Annotated in this window: 19 protein-coding genes; 9 read left to right on the top strand and 10 right to left on the bottom strand. The window is 67.4% G+C overall.

Annotated features, from left to right (window positions below; genetic code table 11):
• Positions 1-4: 4 nt before the first annotated feature.
• Positions 5-2,128, bottom strand: coding sequence for an FUSC family protein (locus tag ACFPOU_RS21590; protein ID WP_379726355.1), 2,124 nt, complete (start codon positions 2,126-2,128; stop codon positions 5-7).
• 219 nt (positions 2,129-2,347) lie between these two features.
• Between ACFPOU_RS21590 and ACFPOU_RS21585 the strand changes: the two genes are divergently transcribed.
• Genes ACFPOU_RS21585 through ACFPOU_RS21565 form a run of 5 tightly spaced genes read left to right on the top strand, consistent with a single transcriptional unit; the run spans position 2,348 to position 7,874 of the window.
• Entirely contained in the window at positions 2,348-3,418 is a 1,071-nt protein-coding gene (locus ACFPOU_RS21585) for a hypothetical protein (protein WP_379726352.1), read from the top strand.
• The gene (locus ACFPOU_RS21580; protein WP_379726349.1) at positions 3,411-4,619 is read left to right on the top strand and encodes a cation:proton antiporter domain-containing protein; all 1,209 of its coding nucleotides are present in this window, start codon (positions 3,411-3,413) and stop codon (positions 4,617-4,619) included. Before ACFPOU_RS21585 ends, ACFPOU_RS21580 begins: the two co-directional genes overlap by 8 nt.
• Complete coding sequence (locus tag ACFPOU_RS21575) at positions 4,616-5,854, top strand: YbdK family carboxylate-amine ligase (protein WP_379726346.1); 1,239 nt, start codon at positions 4,616-4,618, stop codon at positions 5,852-5,854. Before ACFPOU_RS21580 ends, ACFPOU_RS21575 begins: the two co-directional genes overlap by 4 nt.
• Positions 5,851-6,513, top strand: a complete 663-nt coding sequence (locus ACFPOU_RS21570; protein WP_379726343.1) for a response regulator — start codon at positions 5,851-5,853, stop codon at positions 6,511-6,513. Before ACFPOU_RS21575 ends, ACFPOU_RS21570 begins: the two co-directional genes overlap by 4 nt.
• Positions 6,489-7,874 carry an ATP-binding protein gene (locus tag ACFPOU_RS21565; RefSeq protein WP_379726340.1) on the top strand — a complete coding sequence of 462 codons (1,386 nt, stop codon included), beginning with the start codon at positions 6,489-6,491 and terminating at the stop codon, positions 7,872-7,874. Before ACFPOU_RS21570 ends, ACFPOU_RS21565 begins: the two co-directional genes overlap by 25 nt.
• Positions 7,875-7,940: 66 nt before the next feature.
• Here ACFPOU_RS21565 and ACFPOU_RS21560 read toward each other — a convergent pair whose 3' ends face one another.
• From ACFPOU_RS21560 to ACFPOU_RS21545, 4 genes are all read right to left on the bottom strand, one after another.
• A complete protein-coding gene (locus ACFPOU_RS21560) occupies positions 7,941-8,642 on the bottom strand; it encodes a potassium channel family protein (RefSeq protein WP_379726337.1) in 702 nt (233 codons plus the stop codon).
• Positions 8,632-9,960: a TrkH family potassium uptake protein gene (locus ACFPOU_RS21555; protein ID WP_379726334.1), complete on the bottom strand. Its 1,329-nt coding sequence runs from the start codon at positions 9,958-9,960 to the stop codon at positions 8,632-8,634. Before ACFPOU_RS21555 ends, ACFPOU_RS21560 begins: the two co-directional genes overlap by 11 nt.
• Positions 9,957-11,192 (bottom strand): Na+/H+ antiporter NhaA, encoded by a 1,236-nt coding sequence (gene nhaA / locus ACFPOU_RS21550; RefSeq protein WP_379726331.1) that lies wholly within the window; start codon positions 11,190-11,192, stop codon positions 9,957-9,959. Before nhaA ends, ACFPOU_RS21555 begins: the two co-directional genes overlap by 4 nt.
• 689 nt (positions 11,193-11,881) lie before the next feature.
• Positions 11,882-12,802 carry a LysR family transcriptional regulator gene (locus tag ACFPOU_RS21545; RefSeq protein WP_379726328.1) on the bottom strand — a complete coding sequence of 307 codons (921 nt, stop codon included), beginning with the start codon at positions 12,800-12,802 and terminating at the stop codon, positions 11,882-11,884.
• Positions 12,803-12,934: 132 nt separating this feature from the next.
• Between ACFPOU_RS21545 and ACFPOU_RS21540 the strand changes: the two genes are divergently transcribed.
• From ACFPOU_RS21540 to ACFPOU_RS21530, 3 genes are all read left to right on the top strand, one after another.
• On the top strand, positions 12,935-13,675 hold the full coding sequence (locus tag ACFPOU_RS21540; protein WP_379726325.1) for an SDR family oxidoreductase: 741 nt from the start codon (positions 12,935-12,937) through the stop codon (positions 13,673-13,675).
• Between the two features lie 125 nt (positions 13,676-13,800).
• Complete coding sequence (locus ACFPOU_RS21535; RefSeq protein ID WP_379726322.1) at positions 13,801-14,811, top strand: zinc-binding alcohol dehydrogenase family protein; 1,011 nt, start codon at positions 13,801-13,803, stop codon at positions 14,809-14,811.
• Between the two features lie 52 nt (positions 14,812-14,863).
• Positions 14,864-15,169, top strand: a complete 306-nt coding sequence (locus ACFPOU_RS21530; protein ID WP_379726319.1) for a putative quinol monooxygenase — start codon at positions 14,864-14,866, stop codon at positions 15,167-15,169.
• Between the two features lie 267 nt (positions 15,170-15,436).
• Here ACFPOU_RS21530 and ACFPOU_RS21525 read toward each other — a convergent pair whose 3' ends face one another.
• From ACFPOU_RS21525 to ACFPOU_RS21515, 3 genes are read right to left on the bottom strand one after another with little or no spacing between them, the layout of a single operon-like run.
• Complete coding sequence (locus ACFPOU_RS21525; RefSeq protein WP_379726316.1) at positions 15,437-16,243, bottom strand: anti-sigma factor family protein; 807 nt, start codon at positions 16,241-16,243, stop codon at positions 15,437-15,439.
• Entirely contained in the window at positions 16,240-16,749 is a 510-nt protein-coding gene (locus tag ACFPOU_RS21520) for an RNA polymerase sigma factor (RefSeq protein ID WP_379726313.1), read from the bottom strand. Before ACFPOU_RS21520 ends, ACFPOU_RS21525 begins: the two co-directional genes overlap by 4 nt.
• A gap of 23 nt (positions 16,750-16,772) precedes the next feature.
• Positions 16,773-17,141 carry a COG4315 family predicted lipoprotein gene (locus tag ACFPOU_RS21515; RefSeq protein WP_379726419.1) on the bottom strand — a complete coding sequence of 123 codons (369 nt, stop codon included), beginning with the start codon at positions 17,139-17,141 and terminating at the stop codon, positions 16,773-16,775.
• A gap of 335 nt (positions 17,142-17,476) precedes the next feature.
• Between ACFPOU_RS21515 and ACFPOU_RS21510 the strand changes: the two genes are divergently transcribed.
• Positions 17,477-17,923: a hypothetical protein gene (locus ACFPOU_RS21510; protein ID WP_379726310.1), complete on the top strand. Its 447-nt coding sequence runs from the start codon at positions 17,477-17,479 to the stop codon at positions 17,921-17,923.
• On the opposite strand, the gene ACFPOU_RS21505 is transcribed toward ACFPOU_RS21510, so the two are convergent.
• Positions 17,917-18,261: a hypothetical protein gene (locus ACFPOU_RS21505; protein WP_379726307.1), complete on the bottom strand. Its 345-nt coding sequence runs from the start codon at positions 18,259-18,261 to the stop codon at positions 17,917-17,919. The two genes, ACFPOU_RS21510 and ACFPOU_RS21505, sit on opposite strands and share 7 nt — an antisense overlap.
• On the bottom strand, positions 18,231-18,644 hold the full coding sequence (locus tag ACFPOU_RS21500) for a hypothetical protein (RefSeq protein ID WP_379726304.1): 414 nt from the start codon (positions 18,642-18,644) through the stop codon (positions 18,231-18,233). Before ACFPOU_RS21500 ends, ACFPOU_RS21505 begins: the two co-directional genes overlap by 31 nt.
• Positions 18,645-18,886: the final 242 nt, after the last annotated feature.

Genomic DNA, 18,886 nt, shown 5'->3' with positions numbered 1-18,886 from the left:
TGCCTCATTTCCGGCCGAGGGCGGCCGCGATCGCGGCGGCGCTCTGCGCGACCTGGGCGGCATCGGCCTCCAGCAGCCGCAGGCGCCGTTGCAGCAGCGCCCAGCCGGGCCATTGCGCGATCCAGGTGGTCTCCCCCGGCGCCAGCGCGGGAGCGGCCGCGGGCGCCGCGCCCAGGCCCGATTTGACCTCGGCGAAGCTGCGCTCGAGCGCGGCCCCGACCTCCCTGGACGGCAGGTTGTCGGGGTAACGCTGCAAGAGCAGGCGCAGCGCGGCCACGTGGGCCAGCAGCAGGTAATTCTGCACGGTGAAGCGGTTCAGTTCGGCGGGCGCGCGCTGCTTGGCCGCCGGCTCGTCGAGCATGCGGCCCAGCGCCGCGCCGAGCGTCGCCAGGCTGTCCATGACCCGCTTGCGGCAGATGCGGTACTCGACATCGTCGGCGCCGCGCTCGAGGAGCAGGTCGGCCGCCGCATCGAAGTACTTGCGGTTGGCGTCCAGCACCGCCTCCACCAGGCGCGGCAGGTTCTGGTATTCCCAGTTCGGCAGCACGTAGCTGAAGAAGGTGGCGATCAGCGTGCCCAGCAGCGTGTCGAGCAGGCGTTCGCCGATGCCGCTGCCGCCATGCGGCACCGTCAGGCCGATCAGGAGCAGCGCCTGCACGCTGGCGGCGACTGCCGTGTAGCGGTATTTGATGGACAGGAACGTGGACGCGGCGACAGTCGCCACGAACAGCACGCCGAGCAGCAGGGCCGGCGTATGCACGACGTGCAGGATCGCGGCGGTGAGCATGCAGCCGACCAGGGTGCCGACCAGGCGGTCGGCGCGGCGCTGGCGCGTCAGGCTGAAGCTCGGCTTGAGGATGACGGCAATGGTCAGCGCGGTCCAGTAGCCGTGCGACGTGTAAGGCAGCCAGCGCGAGGACACGAGGCCGACCGAAATAGCCATCGCCACCCGCAGCGCGAAGCGGAAGATCGGCGAACTCCAGCGCAGGTTGGCCAGCAGCAGGCCGATGCTGTAGCGCTGCTGGGTCAGGAAGGGCGTCAGGTCCGCATGGGGCAGCGTCGGCCGCGCGCCATGGGACGCCCGGCTCGCGGCGTGCAGGCGCGCGATCATCGCGATCACCGCGCCGATCTTGCTGGCCGTGGCGCGCAGCGCCGCCTGCGCATCGGCATCCTCCCCATCCCCCGGTGGCAGCTGGCGCAGCACGGCGTCGAGCGCGTCCAAGTGCTCGCGATAATCGACCGTCGAGCGCGACGGCTGGTCGCGCGTCATCGCATACGCCACCGCCTCGATGTCGCGCGCGGCCTTGCCGATCAGGTCGCCCAGCAGCGGCAGGATGGGTCCGCCGGCAAAATGGCGGCGCAGCACGCCATAGTCGGTATCGGTCGCCAGGACCAGTTCGTACAGGTCGAACATGGCGTAGTGCACCTGCACCAGGATCGCCTCCTCGGGTGTCGGCTTGCCGCGCAGGATCAGGTCGCGCGAGGCCTGCTGGCGCTCGGCCAGTACGCTTTGCTCGCGCACCAGCTTTTCCATCTGCCGCGGCAGGCTGGTGGCCATGTCGTAGCAGCCTGCCTTCAGGTTGGTGTAGACCGCCAGTTCATAGAGCGCCTCGGCCAGCACCTGCTGCTTGAGGCGGCGCTGCATGCGCCACACCACGAACATCGCATACGCCATGTAACCCGCGCCGCCGGCAAAAAACAGCGCGCCATGGTGCAGGGCCTGGCCCGGCGTGCTCGGCGCTTCGCTCGAGAGCAGCATCACGAACAGCGCCGCGAACTGCAGCGGCATCGCCTTCCTGCCGTAGACCACCATCATGCTGGACAGGAAAGCGACCAGCACGATCACGGTGTACAGCAGCCACCCGACTTGCGAACTCAGGCTGACCAGCAGCGCCACGGCCGAGCAAAAGAGGACGCCGGCCAGCATTTCGTTGAACTTGTGGCGCAAGGGACTGGGCATGTCCATCAGGCTGGTGCACAGGGCGCCCATGGCGACGGCGACCGCGCTCGGCAGGTCGGCGACCGCGTAGGTGGCCAGTGTGAGGCCGATGATGCCGGTGGCGATGCGCAGGCCGGTGTAGAAGTAGTGGCTGAAGAGGAAGGTACGGGGAGCGAGGGCGTAGTGCATGGGTGGGTCGCTCGCTTTCCGGACGGGGTGGCGCGGCAGGGAATGATGAGCTGATTATAACGCCGCAGCCATGCGCCGCGCCGGGCGTGCCTGCGCCATCGGCCTTCAGGCGCCGCCGGGTGGCGACCGCTAAGTGTTTGCTAAGTGTTCCTGAATAACATCACATTTCCCGTGCTTAACAGTTCTCCGGATGAACTCAACTTCCGGGGGTCCAAATTGATGAACCGATACCTTTATTGGACGCGAGGCCTGGTGCCCGCCGCCCTGCTCTTGTCAACGATCCAGGCGCCGGCTTGCGTGCCGGCGGCGCCGGACTCGCGGCGCGCGCTCCCCCCGGGTCCCGGTGTGCTCGATGATTTCCGTGCACTGGCGCAGCAGAAGCCATGGACCTGCCGGGGCGAGCCTGCCACTACGCAGGTCCGCTCCGCCTGGCCGAACGGCAAGGCCGAGTGTGCCTGGCAAGGCCGCTTGCGCAAACGCAGCTGGAGCTGGAGCGATGGCGCGCCGCCGTCATGCATCAGCAGGCAAGCCCGCTGGTGGAATTGGGCCCAGGCCGGATTGCCGCCGGCCGCGCTGCGCAGCGTCTGGGACAGGCGCTGGAGCAGCCAGGTCCTGCGCTTTGCCGTGGGCGGCGAAGAGCGCCTGATTCTGCTGGCACGCGGCGGCGATGACCAGTGGCATGCCAGCGAGTGGCGCTGGAACCCCAATCCGCGTCCCGCCACCCGGCGCTGGCAGGAACAGCGCTGGAAGGTGCTGGCCGCGTCCGCCGCCCGGCACCAGCCGCCCGCCGACACCGTCCAGGCCGCAACGACTCCGGCGCAGCCGGTGTTTCGCCGCGTGCTCGGCGCACGGCCCGGCGAACTGGGCGCCGAGGGCCTGGCGCTGGAAGCGGCCGGCCTGTGCCTCGCGGTCGGCAATCCGCTGCCGGGCCGGGCCAGGCTGTCGCTGTCCTACAGTCCCAACGACAGCCGGCTCGAACAGCGCGCCGCCATGCACTTGCAGCTGAGCAGGCAGTACCCGGATGCGAAATGGCTCACGCCGTTCAAGATGCTCGACATGCCCGCCAACTTGCCCAGCGGCGCGAAGTTCCTCGCCACCTGGGTCGAGGGCGCGGCGCTGAACAGCCAGCTGTGGATGCCGGCCAAGAACGATGCGGCGACGGTGCGGCTGCGGGCGAGCACCCGGCTGCCGCGCGGGCAGGACAATGCCGCGGTCCTGTGGCAGGCCAGGCAGGCCCTCGAGCGCGAGCTGGCGGCGGTCGCGCTGCAGTGGGCGGCCGCTTATGAGTGATCTGTCCACCCTGCCCCTGTTCCTGTTTTCGCCGCTGGCCATCATCGGCGCCGGCCTGCTGCTGTCGCAGATGTTCGGCGTGCTGCTGCACCGGCGCGGCATGCCGCGCCTGTATGGCGCCGTCGCCGCCGGGCTGATCCTGGGCGTGAGCGGATTCGGCCTGGTCGATACTGCCCTGCTCACCTATTTCCAGGAGTTGCTCAACGCGGCGTCGGCCCTGGTGCTGTTCGAGGCCGGCCGCAAGATGGATCTGGCCTGGCTGTGGCGCAGCCGCGCTCAGGGGCTCGCTCTGGTCCTCGGCTGCGTGCTGCGCGGCGCCTGTACCGTGGCCTTGCTGGTGCCGTTCGGCCTGGCATGGAGCGAGGCGGCCTTCATCGCGTCGATCCTGGTTGCCATCAATCCCGTGGTGTTTACATCGATGGTGTCGGACCACGAGGCCACCGGGGTCGCCACGTATGCCGCCGCGAATGCCGTCGGCCTGAGCCATCTGGTGGCGCTGCTGGCACTGTCGGTCTCGCTGTCCTGGCTGCGCAGCCATGGCGTCACCGACGAGCCGCCCTTCGCCGACCAGCTCGCGCTCCAGGGCGGCAAGCTGCTGCTGGGCGCCGCCATCGCGCTGCTCTGCTACGGCGTCTACAAGCTGGCGTCGGGCGTCTCGCGGGCGCAGGCCAGCGTGCGGCCCGGCATCCTGCTGGCGACGCTGATGCTGGACCTGGGCCTGTGCTCGGTGACGTCGTCGAGCGCCCTGCTATCGCTGCTGCTGATGGGTGTATTGCTGCGCAACGCGGAAAAACGCGAAAACGTGTTCCAGGCGCAGCTCAAGACGATGCAGGACATCGGCTATGCGTTGCTGTTCATGACCGCCGCCGCACTGGTCCAGATGGAACAGGTGCTGCACTGGCCGATACTGCCGATGGCGCTGCTGGTGTTCGGCGCGCGCATCGCGATGACGCGCCTGGCCCTCGTGCCCGGATACGCATGGAGCGCACGCAAGAAACACGCGATCGCACTGTCGGCCTGCTCGCTGGTAAGCTTCAGCACCCTGGTCGTCGACAGCTCGATCTCGAACGGCGCCTACCTGAGCGGCACCGCCACCGGCCTGATGGGCGCGCTGCTGGCCCTCAACGTGCTGGTGGCCCCGGCGATTACCTGGGCCGGCCTGCATTTTGCCGGCGAAACACATAAAGGGAGTGAACGATGACGAATCCGACCACGGACCTCGACGGCGCGGCCGCCCAGGCACGCGCGGTGGCGGGCGCGGGCCCGGCCTTCCTGCCGCCGTTTGCCAGCTCGCCACTGGGCAGCATGGGGATCGAACTGGAGCTGATGGTACTCGACCGTCTCAGCTACGACCTGCTGCCGGCTGCGCCGGACATCCTGCTCCTGCTCGACCGGCAGGAAAAGGCCTGGGTGGCGACACCCGAGATCACCACATCGATGCTCGAAGTCGCGACCTCGGTGCTGGGCAGCTATCGCGAGGCCGCGGCCCAGCTCGAAGAAATCCGCAGCAGCGTGCAGCGCGCCGCCTTCGCGGTGGGGGCGGCCATTTCCGGCGGCGGCGCCCATCCGTTCCAGAAATGGAACGAGCAGCGCATCTATCCGAAGGACCGCTACCGCGCGTCCGCCAAGAAGTACGGCTACCTGGCCAAGCTGTTCACCGTCTTCGGCATGCACGTCCACATCGGCATGGCGAGCGCCGACGAGGCGGTGCGCATCGGCGCCTGGCTGACCCAGCGCGCGCCCCTGTTCATCGCCCTGTCGGCCAACTCGCCCTGCTGGCAGGGCGAGGACTCGGGATTCTGCAGCGCGCGCAGCAACGTGGTCGGGGCCTTTCCGATGAGCGGCATCATGCCTCCCGACCTGCGCAGCTGGCAGGAATTTTCCGGGCACTTCGACCGCCTGGCAGAACACGGCATCGTCAACAGCATCAAGGACTTTTATTGGGACGTTCGTCCCAAGCCGGAGTACGGAACGATCGAACTGCGCGTGCTCGATACCCCCCTGCACCCGGCGTATGCGGCGGCGCTGGCCTGCTACGCGCGCGAGTTGTGCATCGAAATGGCGGACCGGCCCGGCGTCTGGCCAGGCGCAAGCGCGCGTGAGCTGTACAACTGGAACCGGTTCAACGCCGCCAAGGAGGGAGTGCGGGGCAGCTGGATCGACCCATGCACGCGCAAGGAGCACCCGATCGAACGCGTGGTCCGCAGCGACCTGGCGCGCTTGGCGGCATGCTCCGACGATCCCGACTTTCCCGCGGCCTGCCTGTTGATCGAGGAGCTGCTCGCCAATGGCGGGCAGGCCGGCTGGCTGAGCGGCCACATGGCCGCCGGTGCCGGCATGAACGACCTGGCGCGTGCAGCGAGCGAGCTGTTCGAGCGTCCGCTGGCGTCGGGCGGCATGGCGGCGCACACGCCGGTGCAAGGAGACGGACGATGAGAGTGTTGCTGGTGGAAGACGATCCGATGATCGGCAGCGTGGTCCAGCATGCGCTGCGCGACGCCAGCTACGCGGCCGATTGGGTGCGCGACGGCGAGGCCGCGCTCACGGCGCTGCTGGCCCTGGAGTATGAACTGGTCCTGCTCGACCTGAACCTGCCCCACATCGATGGCATGGCGGTGCTGCGCACGATCCGCAAGGCGCGCAACGATGTGCCGGTGCTGGTGCTCACGGCGCGCGAGGCGACCCAGGACCGCGTGGCCGGTCTCGACGGCGGCGCCGACGACTACCTGGTGAAACCGTTCGCGATGACCGAGCTGCTGGCCCGGATGCGCGCGCTCACGCGGCGCAAGGAGGGAACCACCAGCACGGTGCTGGGCAACGGCATCGTCGAACTCGATCCGGCCACCCACGAGGCCCGGGTCGGTGCCTCGACGGTACGCCTGACGGCACGCGAGTTCCCGCTGCTGCAGGCCCTCCTGGTGCGCCCCGGCGCGATCCTGAGCCGTTCCGAGCTCGAACACCGCGTCTACGGCTGGAACGAGGAAGTCGAGAGCAATGCCGTCGAATTCCTGATCCACTCACTGCGCAGGAAACTGGGGAGCGAGATCATCAAGAACGTGCGGGGGGTAGGATGGATGGTCGCGAAGGGCCGGTGACGGCGTCGCTGCGCTTCAGGCTCTCGCTCTGGATTTCCACGGCGATCCTGGCCGGTGCGGCCATTGCCGGCCTGTACTCCTACCGTGCGGCGACCGAAGACGCGCACCGTAGCCAGGACACCCAGCTGCGGCAGGTCGGCTACCTGATCAGCAGGCTCGATGCCGTCCCCAGCTCGCCGATGGCGCGCGAGCGGGTGGGCGACGTGGACTTCGACGCCCGCCTGGTGGTGCGCTTCATCGACGCGCCGGGCGCCGCCCTGCCTTACCCGGAGCGGCCGCCCCGTTTCGCCAATTCCCTGCCCGACGGCCTGCAGACCATTTCCATCGGCCGCGAAACCTGGCGCGTCTTCGTCCGCACCAATGCCAAGGGGGTGCGCGTGGCGGTCGCGCAGCAGACGGCGGTGCGCGACGCCGCGGCACGCGCGAGCGCCTGGCGCACGGTCATGCCGATCCTGTTCCTCGGTCCCGTCCTGGTCCTGATGGTGACGCTGCTGGTGCGCGCCATGTTCCAGCCACTGCAGCGGCTCGCCAGGCAGCTGGGCGCGCGCCGCGAACATGACCTCGGGGAACTCGACCGGGCCGCGCTGCCGTCGGAAGTCTGGCCTTTCGTCGCCGAGATCAACAAGCTGATTGCCCGCACGGTGCGCGCGCTGGCCGGGCAACGGCGCTTCATCGCCGATGCCGCGCACGAGCTGCGCTCGCCCATGACCGCCATGTCGCTGCAGGCGGAAAGGCTGGCGGCGAGCGACATGCCGGGCGAAGCCCGGGAACGCCTGGGGGCGCTGTCGGCCGGCCTGACGCGCACCCGCGTCCTGCTCGACCAGTTGCTGACCCTCGCACGCACGCAAGAGTCCGGCATCGACCAGTCGACGCAGGTACCGCTGAAAAAGGCGATCCAGGAATGCCTCGAGGACCTGGTGCCGCTGGCGGAGGCCAAGGCAATCGACCTGGGCGTGGTGGGCGATGCCGATCCATTGGTCGGCGGGCGACCGGTGGATATCAGGATCCTCGTCAAGAACCTGGTCGACAACGCGATCCGCTACACGCCGCCGGGCGGGCGAGTCGACATCGGCGTCGAGGAAGACCGTGGCCGCGCCGTTCTCAGCATCGACGATACCGGCGCCGGCATCGCGCCGGAAGAGCGCGAGCGCGTGTTCGATCCGTTTTACCGCGTGCTGGGCAATGGCGAAACCGGCTCCGGCCTCGGTCTTGCGATCACGGTATCGATCGCGAACCAGATCGGGGCGGCGATCTCGCTGGCCGGGAAGCCCGACGGCACGCCGGGACTGCGTGCACGCGTCGTATTTCCCGCGCGGCTGGCGCAGCCTCGGCAAGACGACAAGCCGCAGGTTCCAGAATGAACGATCGCGGTCGCGGCGAGCATCCGGCAGCCGAAGGGCCGGGCCGGCCCAGGCTCGCCGCTTCGCTTATCCCGCGACCTTTTCCGTGCCGGCAAATTGCTCGATCAGCTTGGTCGGCCCCGAAACGATCAGCACGTCGGCGGGCAGGATGCGCGTCTCCGGGAGCGCATGCTGGAAGTCTTCGTTCGCACGCTTGACGCCGACGACGGTCACGCCGAAGCGTGAGCGCACATGCGTTTCGGCCAGCGTCTGGTGGTGGGTGTCGGGAGGCGCATTGATCTTCGCGATGGCGAAGCCGTCTTCGAATTCGATGAAATCCATCATGCGCCCGGTGATCAGGTGCGCCACGCGCGCGCCCATGTCGGCTTCCGGATAGACGACATGGTGCGCGCCGATGCGCTGGGCGATCTGGCCGTGTTCCGGGCTCATGGCCTTGATCCAGATGTCCTTGATGCCGAGCTCCGTGAGCACCATGAGCGTCATCAGGCTGCCTGCCAGGTCCGACCCGATCGCGACGATCGCATGCGAGAAGTCGGCCACCCCGAGTTGCAGCATGACGTTCTCGTTGGTCGAATCGGCCTGCACCACGTGGGTCAGGCGTTCGCCCCACAGCTGGACCAGGTCTTCCTTGCGGTCGATCCCCATGACGTCGTGGCCGAGCCGCACCAGCGACTGGGCGACGGCACCGCCGAAGCGGCCCAGGCCGATAACGACGACGCTGTCGCTCGCCGAGAACGCGAACTGCTCTGTAAAAATTCTACCCAACAATTGGATGCTCCTCCGGATAACGGTAAGGCATGCGGCGTGCGCCCAGGATGAGCGAGGTCGCCAGTGTGATCGTCCCTACCCTGCCAAAAAACATCAACAGCGCCAGCACGACCTGGCCCGATGCCGGCAGCTGCGCGGTAATGCCCGTGGACAGGCCAACCGTGCCGAACGCGGAGATCACTTCGAATATGACCTGGTCGGTCGGGAAGTCGGTCAGGCGCAACAGGGCCAGCGTGCCGAGCACCACCACCAGGCTGCCGAGCGCCAGTACCGTGATTGCCTGGCGCTGCGACGCTGCGCCCACCCGGCGCCCGAAGGCCTCGGTATCGCTGTGCCCCTTCGTTTCGGCCAGCACCAGCAGGACCAGGACCGCGACGGTGCCCACCTTGACTCCGCCGGCCGTGCCGCCACTGCCGCCGCCGATAAACATCAGGAAATAATGCAGGGCCCAGCTTTCATGCGACAAGGCGCCGATGTCGATCGCGTTGAAACCCGCAGTGCGTGCCGACACCGAGATGAACATGCCGTTCACGAGTTTATCAGCCATGTCGAAAGGCCCGAGTGTGCGCGGATTGTCCCATTCGAACAGGAGCGCCGCACAGAATCCGCCCAGCAGGAGTACCAGCGTGCCGGTCAGCGTGAGCTTGGTATGCAAGGACCAGCGGCGCGGCTCGCGCAGGCGCTGCCGCATGTCATGCAGCACCGGGAATCCAATGCCCCCCACCACGATGGCCAGCATGATCGGGCTAAGGATCAGCGCGTCGCTGGCGTAACGCACGAGGCCGTCGCCATGGATCGAGAAGCCCGCGTTATTGAAGGCCGAGACGGCATGGAACAACCCGGACCATCCGGCTTCCAGCCAGTCGAGCCTGTAGGCAAAATGCAGCCTCAGCGCCAGTACGGCGGCAATCGCCGCTTGCGACAGGAGCGTCACCACCAGCACGACGCGCGCGATGCTCGCCACGTCGCCCAGGCCGAGCGAATGGGTTTCCGTCTGGGTGATCAGCTTGGCGCGCAGGCGCGGCGAGCGGTTGACCATCAGGCCGAGCAGGGTCGCTGCCGTCATGATGCCGAAGCCGCCTAGCTGGAACAGGAGCATGATCGTCGCCTGGCCGAAGGTCGACCAGTAGGTTCCGGTGTCGACCGTCACCAGGCCGGTCACGCAGACCGCCGACACCGACGTGAAGAAGGCCACCAGCAGGGGCGCAGACGTGCCCGCCGCGCTGGCTGCCGGCAGCATCAGGAGCGCCGTGCCCGCCGCGATGGCGGCCATGAAGGCCAGCGTCACCGCCCTTGCCGGGTGGAGGATGATCTTCATGGGCCGGAGCGCCCGCGGTCCGCCCGCACGGGCGCGGCCTCGAAATCCATGGTCTCGGTGTCCGGGTCGGACGCGAGCGGCGCGCCCATGAACTTCAGCCAGGCGAAGCCCGCCAGTCCGGCGCTCAGGGACGCCATCAGGATCGCCATCTTCGAGGACGTGACGACGTCAGCCTGGCCGGCGAAGGCGAGGTTGGTGATGAAGATGGACATCGTGAAGCCGATGCCGCCGAGCAGGCCGGCGCCCAGTATGTGGCGCCATGCGAGGTCGAGCGGAAGGCGGCAGATGCCGAGCGCAACGGCGGCGTAACTGAACAGCAGGATGCCGGCCGGCTTGCCCACGACCAGGCCGAGCAGGATGCCGAGGCTGTTCGATGCCAGCAATTGCTGGCCCCAACCGGTACCGATCACGATACCGGTGTTGGCCAGGGCGAACACCGGCAGGATGAGGAAGGCAACCGGCGTGTGCAGCGCGTCTTCGAGGCGGTGCGAGGGCGACTCGGCATCGTCCTGCTTGGCGGAGTAAGGAATGGTAAAGGCCAGCAGCACGCCCGCGATCGTCGCATGCACCCCCGACTTGAGCATCAGGAACCACATCAGGGCGCCACCCACCAGGTAAGGCAGCAGCGTCATGATGCGCAGCACGCGGTTCATCAGCAGCAAGGCGCCGAACACGCCGAGCGCGGCGAGCAGGTACAGGAAGGACAGGTCGGCGGTGTAGAAGACGGCAATGACGACGATGGCGCCGAGGTCGTCCATGACCGCGAGCGCGGTCAGGAAGATTTTCAGCGAAGCGGGAACCCGGCTGCCCAGCAGGCTCAGCACCCCAAGGGCGAATGCGATGTCGGTCGCCATCGGGATGCCGATGCCGGCCTGGGTGGCCGTCCCGCCATTGAGCGCGAAATGGATCAGGGCCGGAACCGCGATCCCGCCCACGGCGGCGACGATGGGCAGCATCGCGTTCCTGAGCTCGGACAGTTCGCCGTTATACAGTTCGCGTTCCAGTTCGAGGCCGATGAGCAGGAAGAAAATCGCCATCAGCGCGTCGTTCACCCAGTGCTCGATGCTCAGCCCGGCGACACGATGGTGCCAGAATCCGAGATACCCCTGCCCCCATGCGGAATTGGCGATCGCCAGGGAGGCCAGCGTACACAGGATCAGGAGGACAGCGCCCGCCTTGCGGGAATGGATGAAGCGCCGGAAGGTCGCCGACAGTTGTCTTTCGATGCGCATTGCTTTTTCTCCAGCATCCCCACGCTCTGGGGGTCCGTCGCGAGTTAGGACGTGCGGGCATAGGCTTTCGCCTGCGGATGGTTGCGGATGGTTGCGGATGGTGCGAGAGGCCGATGCCTCGTCCGCCGCTCGATCAGGATGAGTCGGGAATCATCGGGCGTCGGTGCGCGATGGGGCGGACAGGATGCTGCGCGCGGAGGAAGTATTGAAATGGCATGGAGTATGGACGCGGGTTAGCCGCGTGGCGGCCCGACCATCGCGCGTCCTGTCATACCCGAGGAGTATGATCACCCTGGGCCGATTATACGCCAAGACCGTCCGCGTCCCGCGCACGATGACGGCGGCGGGCAGCGTGGATCGGGAATCGCGCAATGCATCCGGCTCGGCCTTTCCTGCCATGACCGACTCTTCCTGTAAGCGTTTACGCCGCAGGTTCGCACCTCGCACCAGCAGAGGGCACTGCTCCGCTCGCCAGCAGCGAGCTGTCGGGATCGAAGATCCCTGCCTGCCTTCCGGCGGAGGTGGTGGTCGGCGCCCCGGCATGCTTGCGGTCGGCTGCACGCCAGCGCGGACCTTGCCTTGCCCGGTGAGCCCTAGCCAGTGACTGGCCCACGCAAGGGCGCCGTGTGTCGTCCGCCGCTGCCTTGTTGCGGACCATGGCGGCACTCCACCGGCCGGATTCTCCCAGGTCAGGCGTTCGCCGGCGCCGGGTCGGACAGGGCCTCGACGATTGCGTCGAACACGCGCCGGATGCGGGGCGCCACCGGGCCGCGTTGCGGGCGATAGACGAACACATCCCACGCGGGGGGGGCGAAGTCGTCGAGTACCGTGACCAGGCGGCCGCTGGCCAGCTCGGCGGCGACCAGGTAGTGCGGCAGCTGGCCGTAGCCGACGCCGGCCAGCATCGCGTCGCGCTCGGCTTCCGGATCGTCGGTCAGGAAGGCCGGCGAGGTCGGGGTGAACTGCTGGCTGCCGCCGAGGCCGTCGGCCAGGTACCACGGCCACACCCTGCCACTGGCGCCGTCGACGTAGCCGGTGGTCGGCAGCGCCCCCAGCGCCGCGGGCGAGGCGGGAACCCCGGTGCGCGCCACCAGCGCCGGCGCGGCGGCAATGACGAACGACATCTTGGCGACGGCGCGCGCGACGAAGCGGTTGTCGCGCATGAAGCCCAGGCGTACCCCGATGTCGATCTGTTCGTCCACCACGTCGGCGATGGCGTCGGCCAGGCGCAGGTCGATGATGATCGCCGGGTGCGCCAGCGCCAGCCTCGCGATCGCCGGCAGCAGGTGCATGCGCGCCAGGCTGCGCGGCGCCGTGATGCGCACCCGGGTCGGCAGGTCCGTTTCGGAGGCGTCGCCGGCGTGCTGGAACAGCGCATCGAGCTGCAGCAGCGAATCGCGGCCGCGCGCCGCCAGCTGCGCGCCGAACGCGGTCACCCGGACCTGGCGCGTGCTGCGGTGGAACAGCACTTCGCCGAAGTGGCGCTCGAGCTGCTGGATCGCGCGCGTCACTCCCTGCGGCGAAATGGCGAGCCGCGCCGCCGCTTCCCGGAAGCTGGGCGACTCCGCCGCCACACAAAAAATTCGTAACAGGTCCGTCTGGTTCAGCACGCGCTCGCTCCTCGATTGGTCCGCAATTATTCCATGAATCCGAATTCTGAAATCGCTTTTGTTCCATATACAACCCAGTAAGCCGCCTGCATACTCCTTTCCTGAATTAACCATCCCTACCGGAGAAGCACGATGAACCAAGAGATCGCAGACAAAGTAGTCCTCATCACCGGCGCCAGCAGCGGCCTCGGCGAAGCCACCGCGCGCCACCTGGCGGCGCAAGGCGCGCACCTGGTGCTGGGCGCGCGCCGCCAGGACCGGCTCGAAGCGCTGGCCGCGGAGATCCGCGCCGCCGGCGGCCAGGCCGCATTCGCCGTCACCGACGTGACGCGCAAGGACGATGTGGCGGCGCTGGTGCAGACCGCGCTGACCCATTTCGGCCGGCTCGATGTGATGATCAATAATGCCGGCCTGATGTCGGTGGCGCCGCTGCGCGAACTGAAGGTGGACGAGTGGGACGCCATGATCGACATCAACGTCAAAGGCGTCCTGTATGGAATCGCCGCCGCGCTGCCGGTGTTCCAGAAGCAGGACAGCGGCCATTTCATCAACATCGCGTCGGTGGCCGGACTGAAGGTTTTCGGCAACGCCGCCGTGTACAGCGCCACCAAGTTTGCCGTGCGCACCATTTCCGAAGGGCTGCGCGCTGAAATCGGCGGCAAGATCCGCAGCACCGTCATTTCGCCGGGCGCGGTGGCGTCGGAACTGAAGCATGGCAGCAGCCACGCCGAGAGCGCCAGCGCCGTGCTCGACTTCTACCAGATGGCGATTCCCGCCGACGCCGTCGCGCGCGCGATTGCCTTCGCCATTACCCAGCCGGCCGACGTCGACATCAACGAAATCGTGCTGCGCCCGACCGTTCAGGAATTCTGAGCCCGGCCGGCTTGCCGTCCACGGCGTCGGCGTCCTCAGGCGGCGCCGCGCCACTTTCCACCCTGTGCCGGCGCTGTCCGCCGTCCGCCCGCCTTCACTGAAATTGTCACCTTGATGGAGTACCTATGAAAGCTGTTGTCTATAGCGAGTCGGTTCCGCTCGATGCGCCCGATGCCTTGACCGATACCACCCTGCCCGAGCCCGCGCCGACCGGGCACGACCTGCTGGTGGAAGTGCATGCGGTCTCGGTGAACCCGGTCGATACCAAGATCCGTGGCGGCGTGCTGCCGCCCCCGGCGGCACCGAAGGTGCTGGGCTGGGATGCGTCCGGCGTGGTGCGCGCCGTTGGCGACAAGGTAAGCCTGTTCAAGCCCGGCGACCGCGTCATGTACGCCGGCTCGCTGTTACGGCCGGGCACCAACAGCGAGCTGCACCTGGTCGACGAGCGCATCGTCGGTCCGATGCCGGAGAGCCTCGGCTTCGAGGAAGCGGCGGCGCTGCCGCTGACCTCGATCACGGCGTGGGAACTGCTGTTCGACCGTCTGCAAGTGCGCGAAGGCAAGGACCCGAGCGGGACCCTTTTGGTCATCGGCGGCGCCGGCGGCGTCGGCTCGATACTGGTGCAGCTGGCGCGCCAGCTGACCGGCCTGACCGTGGTCGCCACCGCGTCGAGGCCGGAAACACAGGCATGGGTGCGCGAGCTCGGTGCGCACCATGTGATCGACCACACGGCGCCGATGCCGCAGCAGTTGCGCGGCCTTGGACTGGACGCGGTCGATTACGTGGCGAGCCTGACCCACACCGACGAGCACCTGGTCGACATCGCCGCGATGCTGGCGCCGCAGGGCAAGCTGGCGCTGATCGATGACCCGGTGTCGCTCGACGTGCCGATCCTCAAGCCCAAGAGCATCTCGCTGCACTGGGAGTTGATGTACACCCGCTCGATGTTCCAGACGCCGGACATGATCGAGCAGCACAATATCCTGGTCCGGGTCGCCGAACTGGTCGACGCCGGCGTGCTGCGCACGACGCTGGCAGACCGTTTCGGCACCATCAACGCGGCCAATCTGCGCCGCGCCCATGCCTTGCTCGAGAGCGGCAAGGCGCGCGGCAAGATCGTGCTGTCCGGCTTTTGAGCCGCCCGCGGGCTGATCCCGCTGTTCATCCGCAAGATAGAAAGGACCCGATATGATCGTGGAAGTCATCGCCACACTGCAGGCCCGCCCCGAACGGGAAACCGACGTCGCGGCAGCGCTGCGCGAGCTGCTCGCGCATACCAGACAGGAACCGGGCAACCGGCGCTACGACCTGTACCGCGACAGCACGCGGCCGGCCACGTTCCACCTGATCGAGGCATACGCGGACGAGGCTGCACTGGAAGCGCATCGTGCGAGCGCCCATTATCTCAAGTACCGGGAACAGGCCGGCGACTGGTTGCTGGCTGCGCCAATGGTTGCCGTCCTCGACCCACTCGCAGTTGCCCGGGACGAGTAAGAACGCCTGACGGAACCCTGAGGGCAAGGCGCGGCGTGGTCGTCCGATAATGCCGGCGATGCCGCGCCGCGAGCGCACCGCGGGCGGCCGGCGAGGCCGGCCCCCTTCCCTGAGTCCCCAGGTTCGCAAGCGCGCAGGGCCGGACGCTAAGCGTCACACCCCCCGGCCACCGCCCGGTATCGCCCTTGCAGTCCGCTTCGCCGGATGAGGATGCCCGGCAAGGCGGACGGCTTCGGTATGGCTGCCAGTCGCCGGGCAACGGCAGCCTTATTTCAGCTGAGCGTAGACGGCTGTCGCAATGGCTGCCAGTTCGCCCCTGCTTGCGCCGGCCGACAAGGCATAGCCGAAGTCGCCATCGATCCAGTAGAAGACGCCGACCTTCCCTTCCTGGGCAAAGCGGAATCCCGTGTCGGCTGCGGCGCCCTGTTCCGTCGACACATACAGGGTCAGGCGCTTGCCCACCGTGTCCTGGTACATGAACTGGGCCACCGGCCCGCTCTGGCCGGGCAGCAGCCGGCCGCCGATCAGGTCGTAGCCGAGCTGGCCCAGGTGTGGTGGGTGCACCGGCTTGCCGAGCCGGTTGGACAGCCAGGCGACGAGGTGGTCTTCCTGTTCCGCGCCCACCTCGACCGGGTGACGCAGCTCCGGACTGTAGACCACGTGCGCAATGGCAGCCCGGCGCGCCAGTCCCGCCGCCGGTCCGGCGGACGGTCCCATGGTTGCGAGCTGGACCTGCTCCGGTCGCGTCGCATCTTCCTGCATCGCGGTGCCGCGTACAGTCCAGCCTGCCACCCCGCCGAGGAAAGCGATCAGCACGCCTGCCGCACAGCGCCCCGCTACACCGCGCCACCAGGCGCGCCGCCCGGGCAAGCCGATGGAACGGGGCACTTCCTCGTCGAGCACGGGATCGAACAACTGGCACAGTGCCAGGTTCTGGCCGCGGTAGGCCGCGATGCGCGCGGCTTCTTCCGGCCTGGCCGCCAGCCAGGCTTCAATCTCGGCCTGGCGCGCCAGCGGCAACAAGCCGTCGACGTAGGCATGCAGGTCGGCCTCGGTGACAGGTAAGCAGTTCATTTGACCACCTGTAGGGGCAGCACGGGCGCTGCCCTTCCCTCCATCAAGCTGCGCAGTTTCTCGCGGCCACGGGACAGCCGCGACATCACCGTTCCCAAGGGCACGCCGAGGGTGGCCGCCACCTGGTCGTAGCTCATTCCCTCCAGGCCGATCAGCAGCAGGATTTCACGCTGCTCGACCGCAAGCAGGTTCAGTGCCGCCTGCATGTCGCGCACCTCGAGCCCGGCGGAGGGATTGGATGCCTGCGCCAGGTCGGGCATGTCGTCGTCCAGCACCGTCGTCTGCAGGCGCCGCGCCCGCAGGTCGTCGACGTGAAGGTTGTGCATGATGCCGAACAGCCAGGCGCGCATTTCCCGGTCGCGGCGCCATTCCGCAATCCGCGACCAGGCCCGCTCCACCGTGTCCTGCACCAGGTCGTCCGCCCCGGCGCGGTTGCCAACCAGCGCCCGCGCGTAGCGGCGCAGGCGTGGAATGCAGGCGATGATCTCGGCTCCGGGGTCAAGCATGGCTCAAGCTGGCGGCAGCGGGTTCAGTCGGTCACGACGTGCCAGACGTCCTTGACCTTGTCGCCCTTGCGCTCGCCCGGCATGGTGTCCTGGGCGAACAGGTAGAGCGGCTTGCCGTTGCGCGCCAGCTGCCTGGTACCGTCGTCGCGGGTGACGACCGAATACGGCGCGGGATACGACGCGCCAGTCGCCGGCACGGCCGGCCACAAGGCGGCGCATGGCCCATTGCACGCGCTCTTGCCGCTGCCCGCCGTATCCTTGTCGAAGGTGTAGAGCGTCATGCCGGCGTCTTTGACCAGCACGCCATTCGCTGTCTTGACCATGGGATTGGACATCGAGGCGCATGCCGAGACCAGAAATACGGCAGCGGCAGCGCTTGCGAGGGAACGGATCGTGACCATGGCAATCTCCTTGTTGTGGTTGGAATACCAGCGTATACGCAAACGGCGGCCGGATTATTCCGGGGATGCCAACAATTTTTCCAGCCCCGACCGGCACTGCCCGGCCGTTTTGAACATGCAGGGCTACGCGACACGCGGGACTTGTCGGCGTAGACCTTGGCCAAGTCAATATGCCTTATGGAAATAACCCACATCACCATAAAAAATTGGCGTTTGATGCTGCACTGCACAATAATGCACCCGTCTCGTCTATTCTCCTCCATCAAAACAGAATCGGCCCGCCCGTTCGCTAACGGGCTTCCCCAGCGCTCGACAAGGCGGGGGAAGTGCAAAACAATGCATTGAAAGCAATAGAAGCAGCCCGAATAGCGGTTGACGGCAACAGTCCTGTCTGGCTGACCAACCCCAGCGCTTCCTGGATACAGCAGCCTGCTAACCACTCCAACATTGAAGGACTCAACATGAAAAAATCGATCGCACTCTTCTGCTTCGCGCTCTGCGCCGGTGCCGGCTCCGCGGCCCAAGCCGCAAACAATGGCGACGCCTCCTGCACGCAACTCTCTTCCGACATCGCTGCCCGCAGCGCCCTCTTCGCAAAAGTCGCCGACGCTGCGCCGGCGCTGGCCGAGATCATGCCGTCGGCCCCTGCAGCAATGCGCCAGCGTGCCCATGAAAAAACCATTGCATTGCATAATATCGCCAATGAAATCTGGTCCTTGCGCACGCGTATGGCCTATCTTGATTGCACCCAGGCTGCGACGTTCGCTTACTGAGTGGTGCGCCTCGCAGGCCGCGTCATCAGGCCGACGGCGTGCTTGCGAAAGAATGCGCGCCCCTTTTCGTTGTAGCCGTTGGCCAGGTAGGACAGCTGGCTCGCCGGATAGACGGCGGGCGGCGCGGCCCGTGCCTTGCGCTCCGGACGCTCCCATGCGGCCAGCCTGGCCGCCTCATGCACCGCCACGGCATTGCGCCGCAGCGCATTGGTGGCGGCGGGCACGAACCACGGCTGCGACAGATTCAGCACGATGCCGTCCTCGTCGCGCAAGCTCAGCGCAAGGCCGTCATCAAGCTCCGCCAGAGTCAGGTGCAGCACCACCGCGCGCTCGGCCATCGTTTGGTGAGCGCCGCTTCCCACTGGCGGTTGCGGTTGCGGTGGACCTGGGTACCCGGGCTTTTAACCAAGGCAAGGTGCTGACCGGCTCGCTCGGGAAGACGCGCCAGCGCCTGCTTGTCTCCGACTGTCACCGCCGCGACGCTGATGCCGCCGCGGGTCGTACCGCCCTGGCTTTCGCTTACCTTGCCCATGCCTGGTGCCATGCCTAGGGAGAACATGTTTCCGCTCTGGTTCCTGCCGACGTTAACGCCCAGGCTGATACCGCTGGCTTTGGAGCTGTCCCGGTTCTGGACGTCGCTGAACGAGAGCGTTTCGCTAGCCATGCTGTTGCCGCCGTCTTCGATCGCCCGCTCGCTGCGACTGATCACCTTCCCCTTCAAGTCCGTATTTTAGAATCGAGGACGAAATGCAACGCCGGCTCAGTCTGGTTCCAGGGCCGTGCATTATGGGAAGAGGAGAAGGAAAGTACATGCGCCAGCCGCGCTCATCCCATGGTGCACAGGCTTCGGACGAGCCGCGTAGGCGCGGCTTGCAGGCACCACTGCCTGAAAAAGAAAGGCGCTGTCACCGTTACGTGTGGACGAGTCCCATTGCCGCTCGCAGGAAGCGCTCCGGTGACGCA

This window comes from Massilia jejuensis (genome assembly GCF_042656795.1).
Classification (GTDB): domain Bacteria; phylum Pseudomonadota; class Gammaproteobacteria; order Burkholderiales; family Burkholderiaceae_D; genus Telluria; species Telluria jejuensis.
This window is presented reverse-complemented; position numbering and strand designations above follow the sequence as displayed.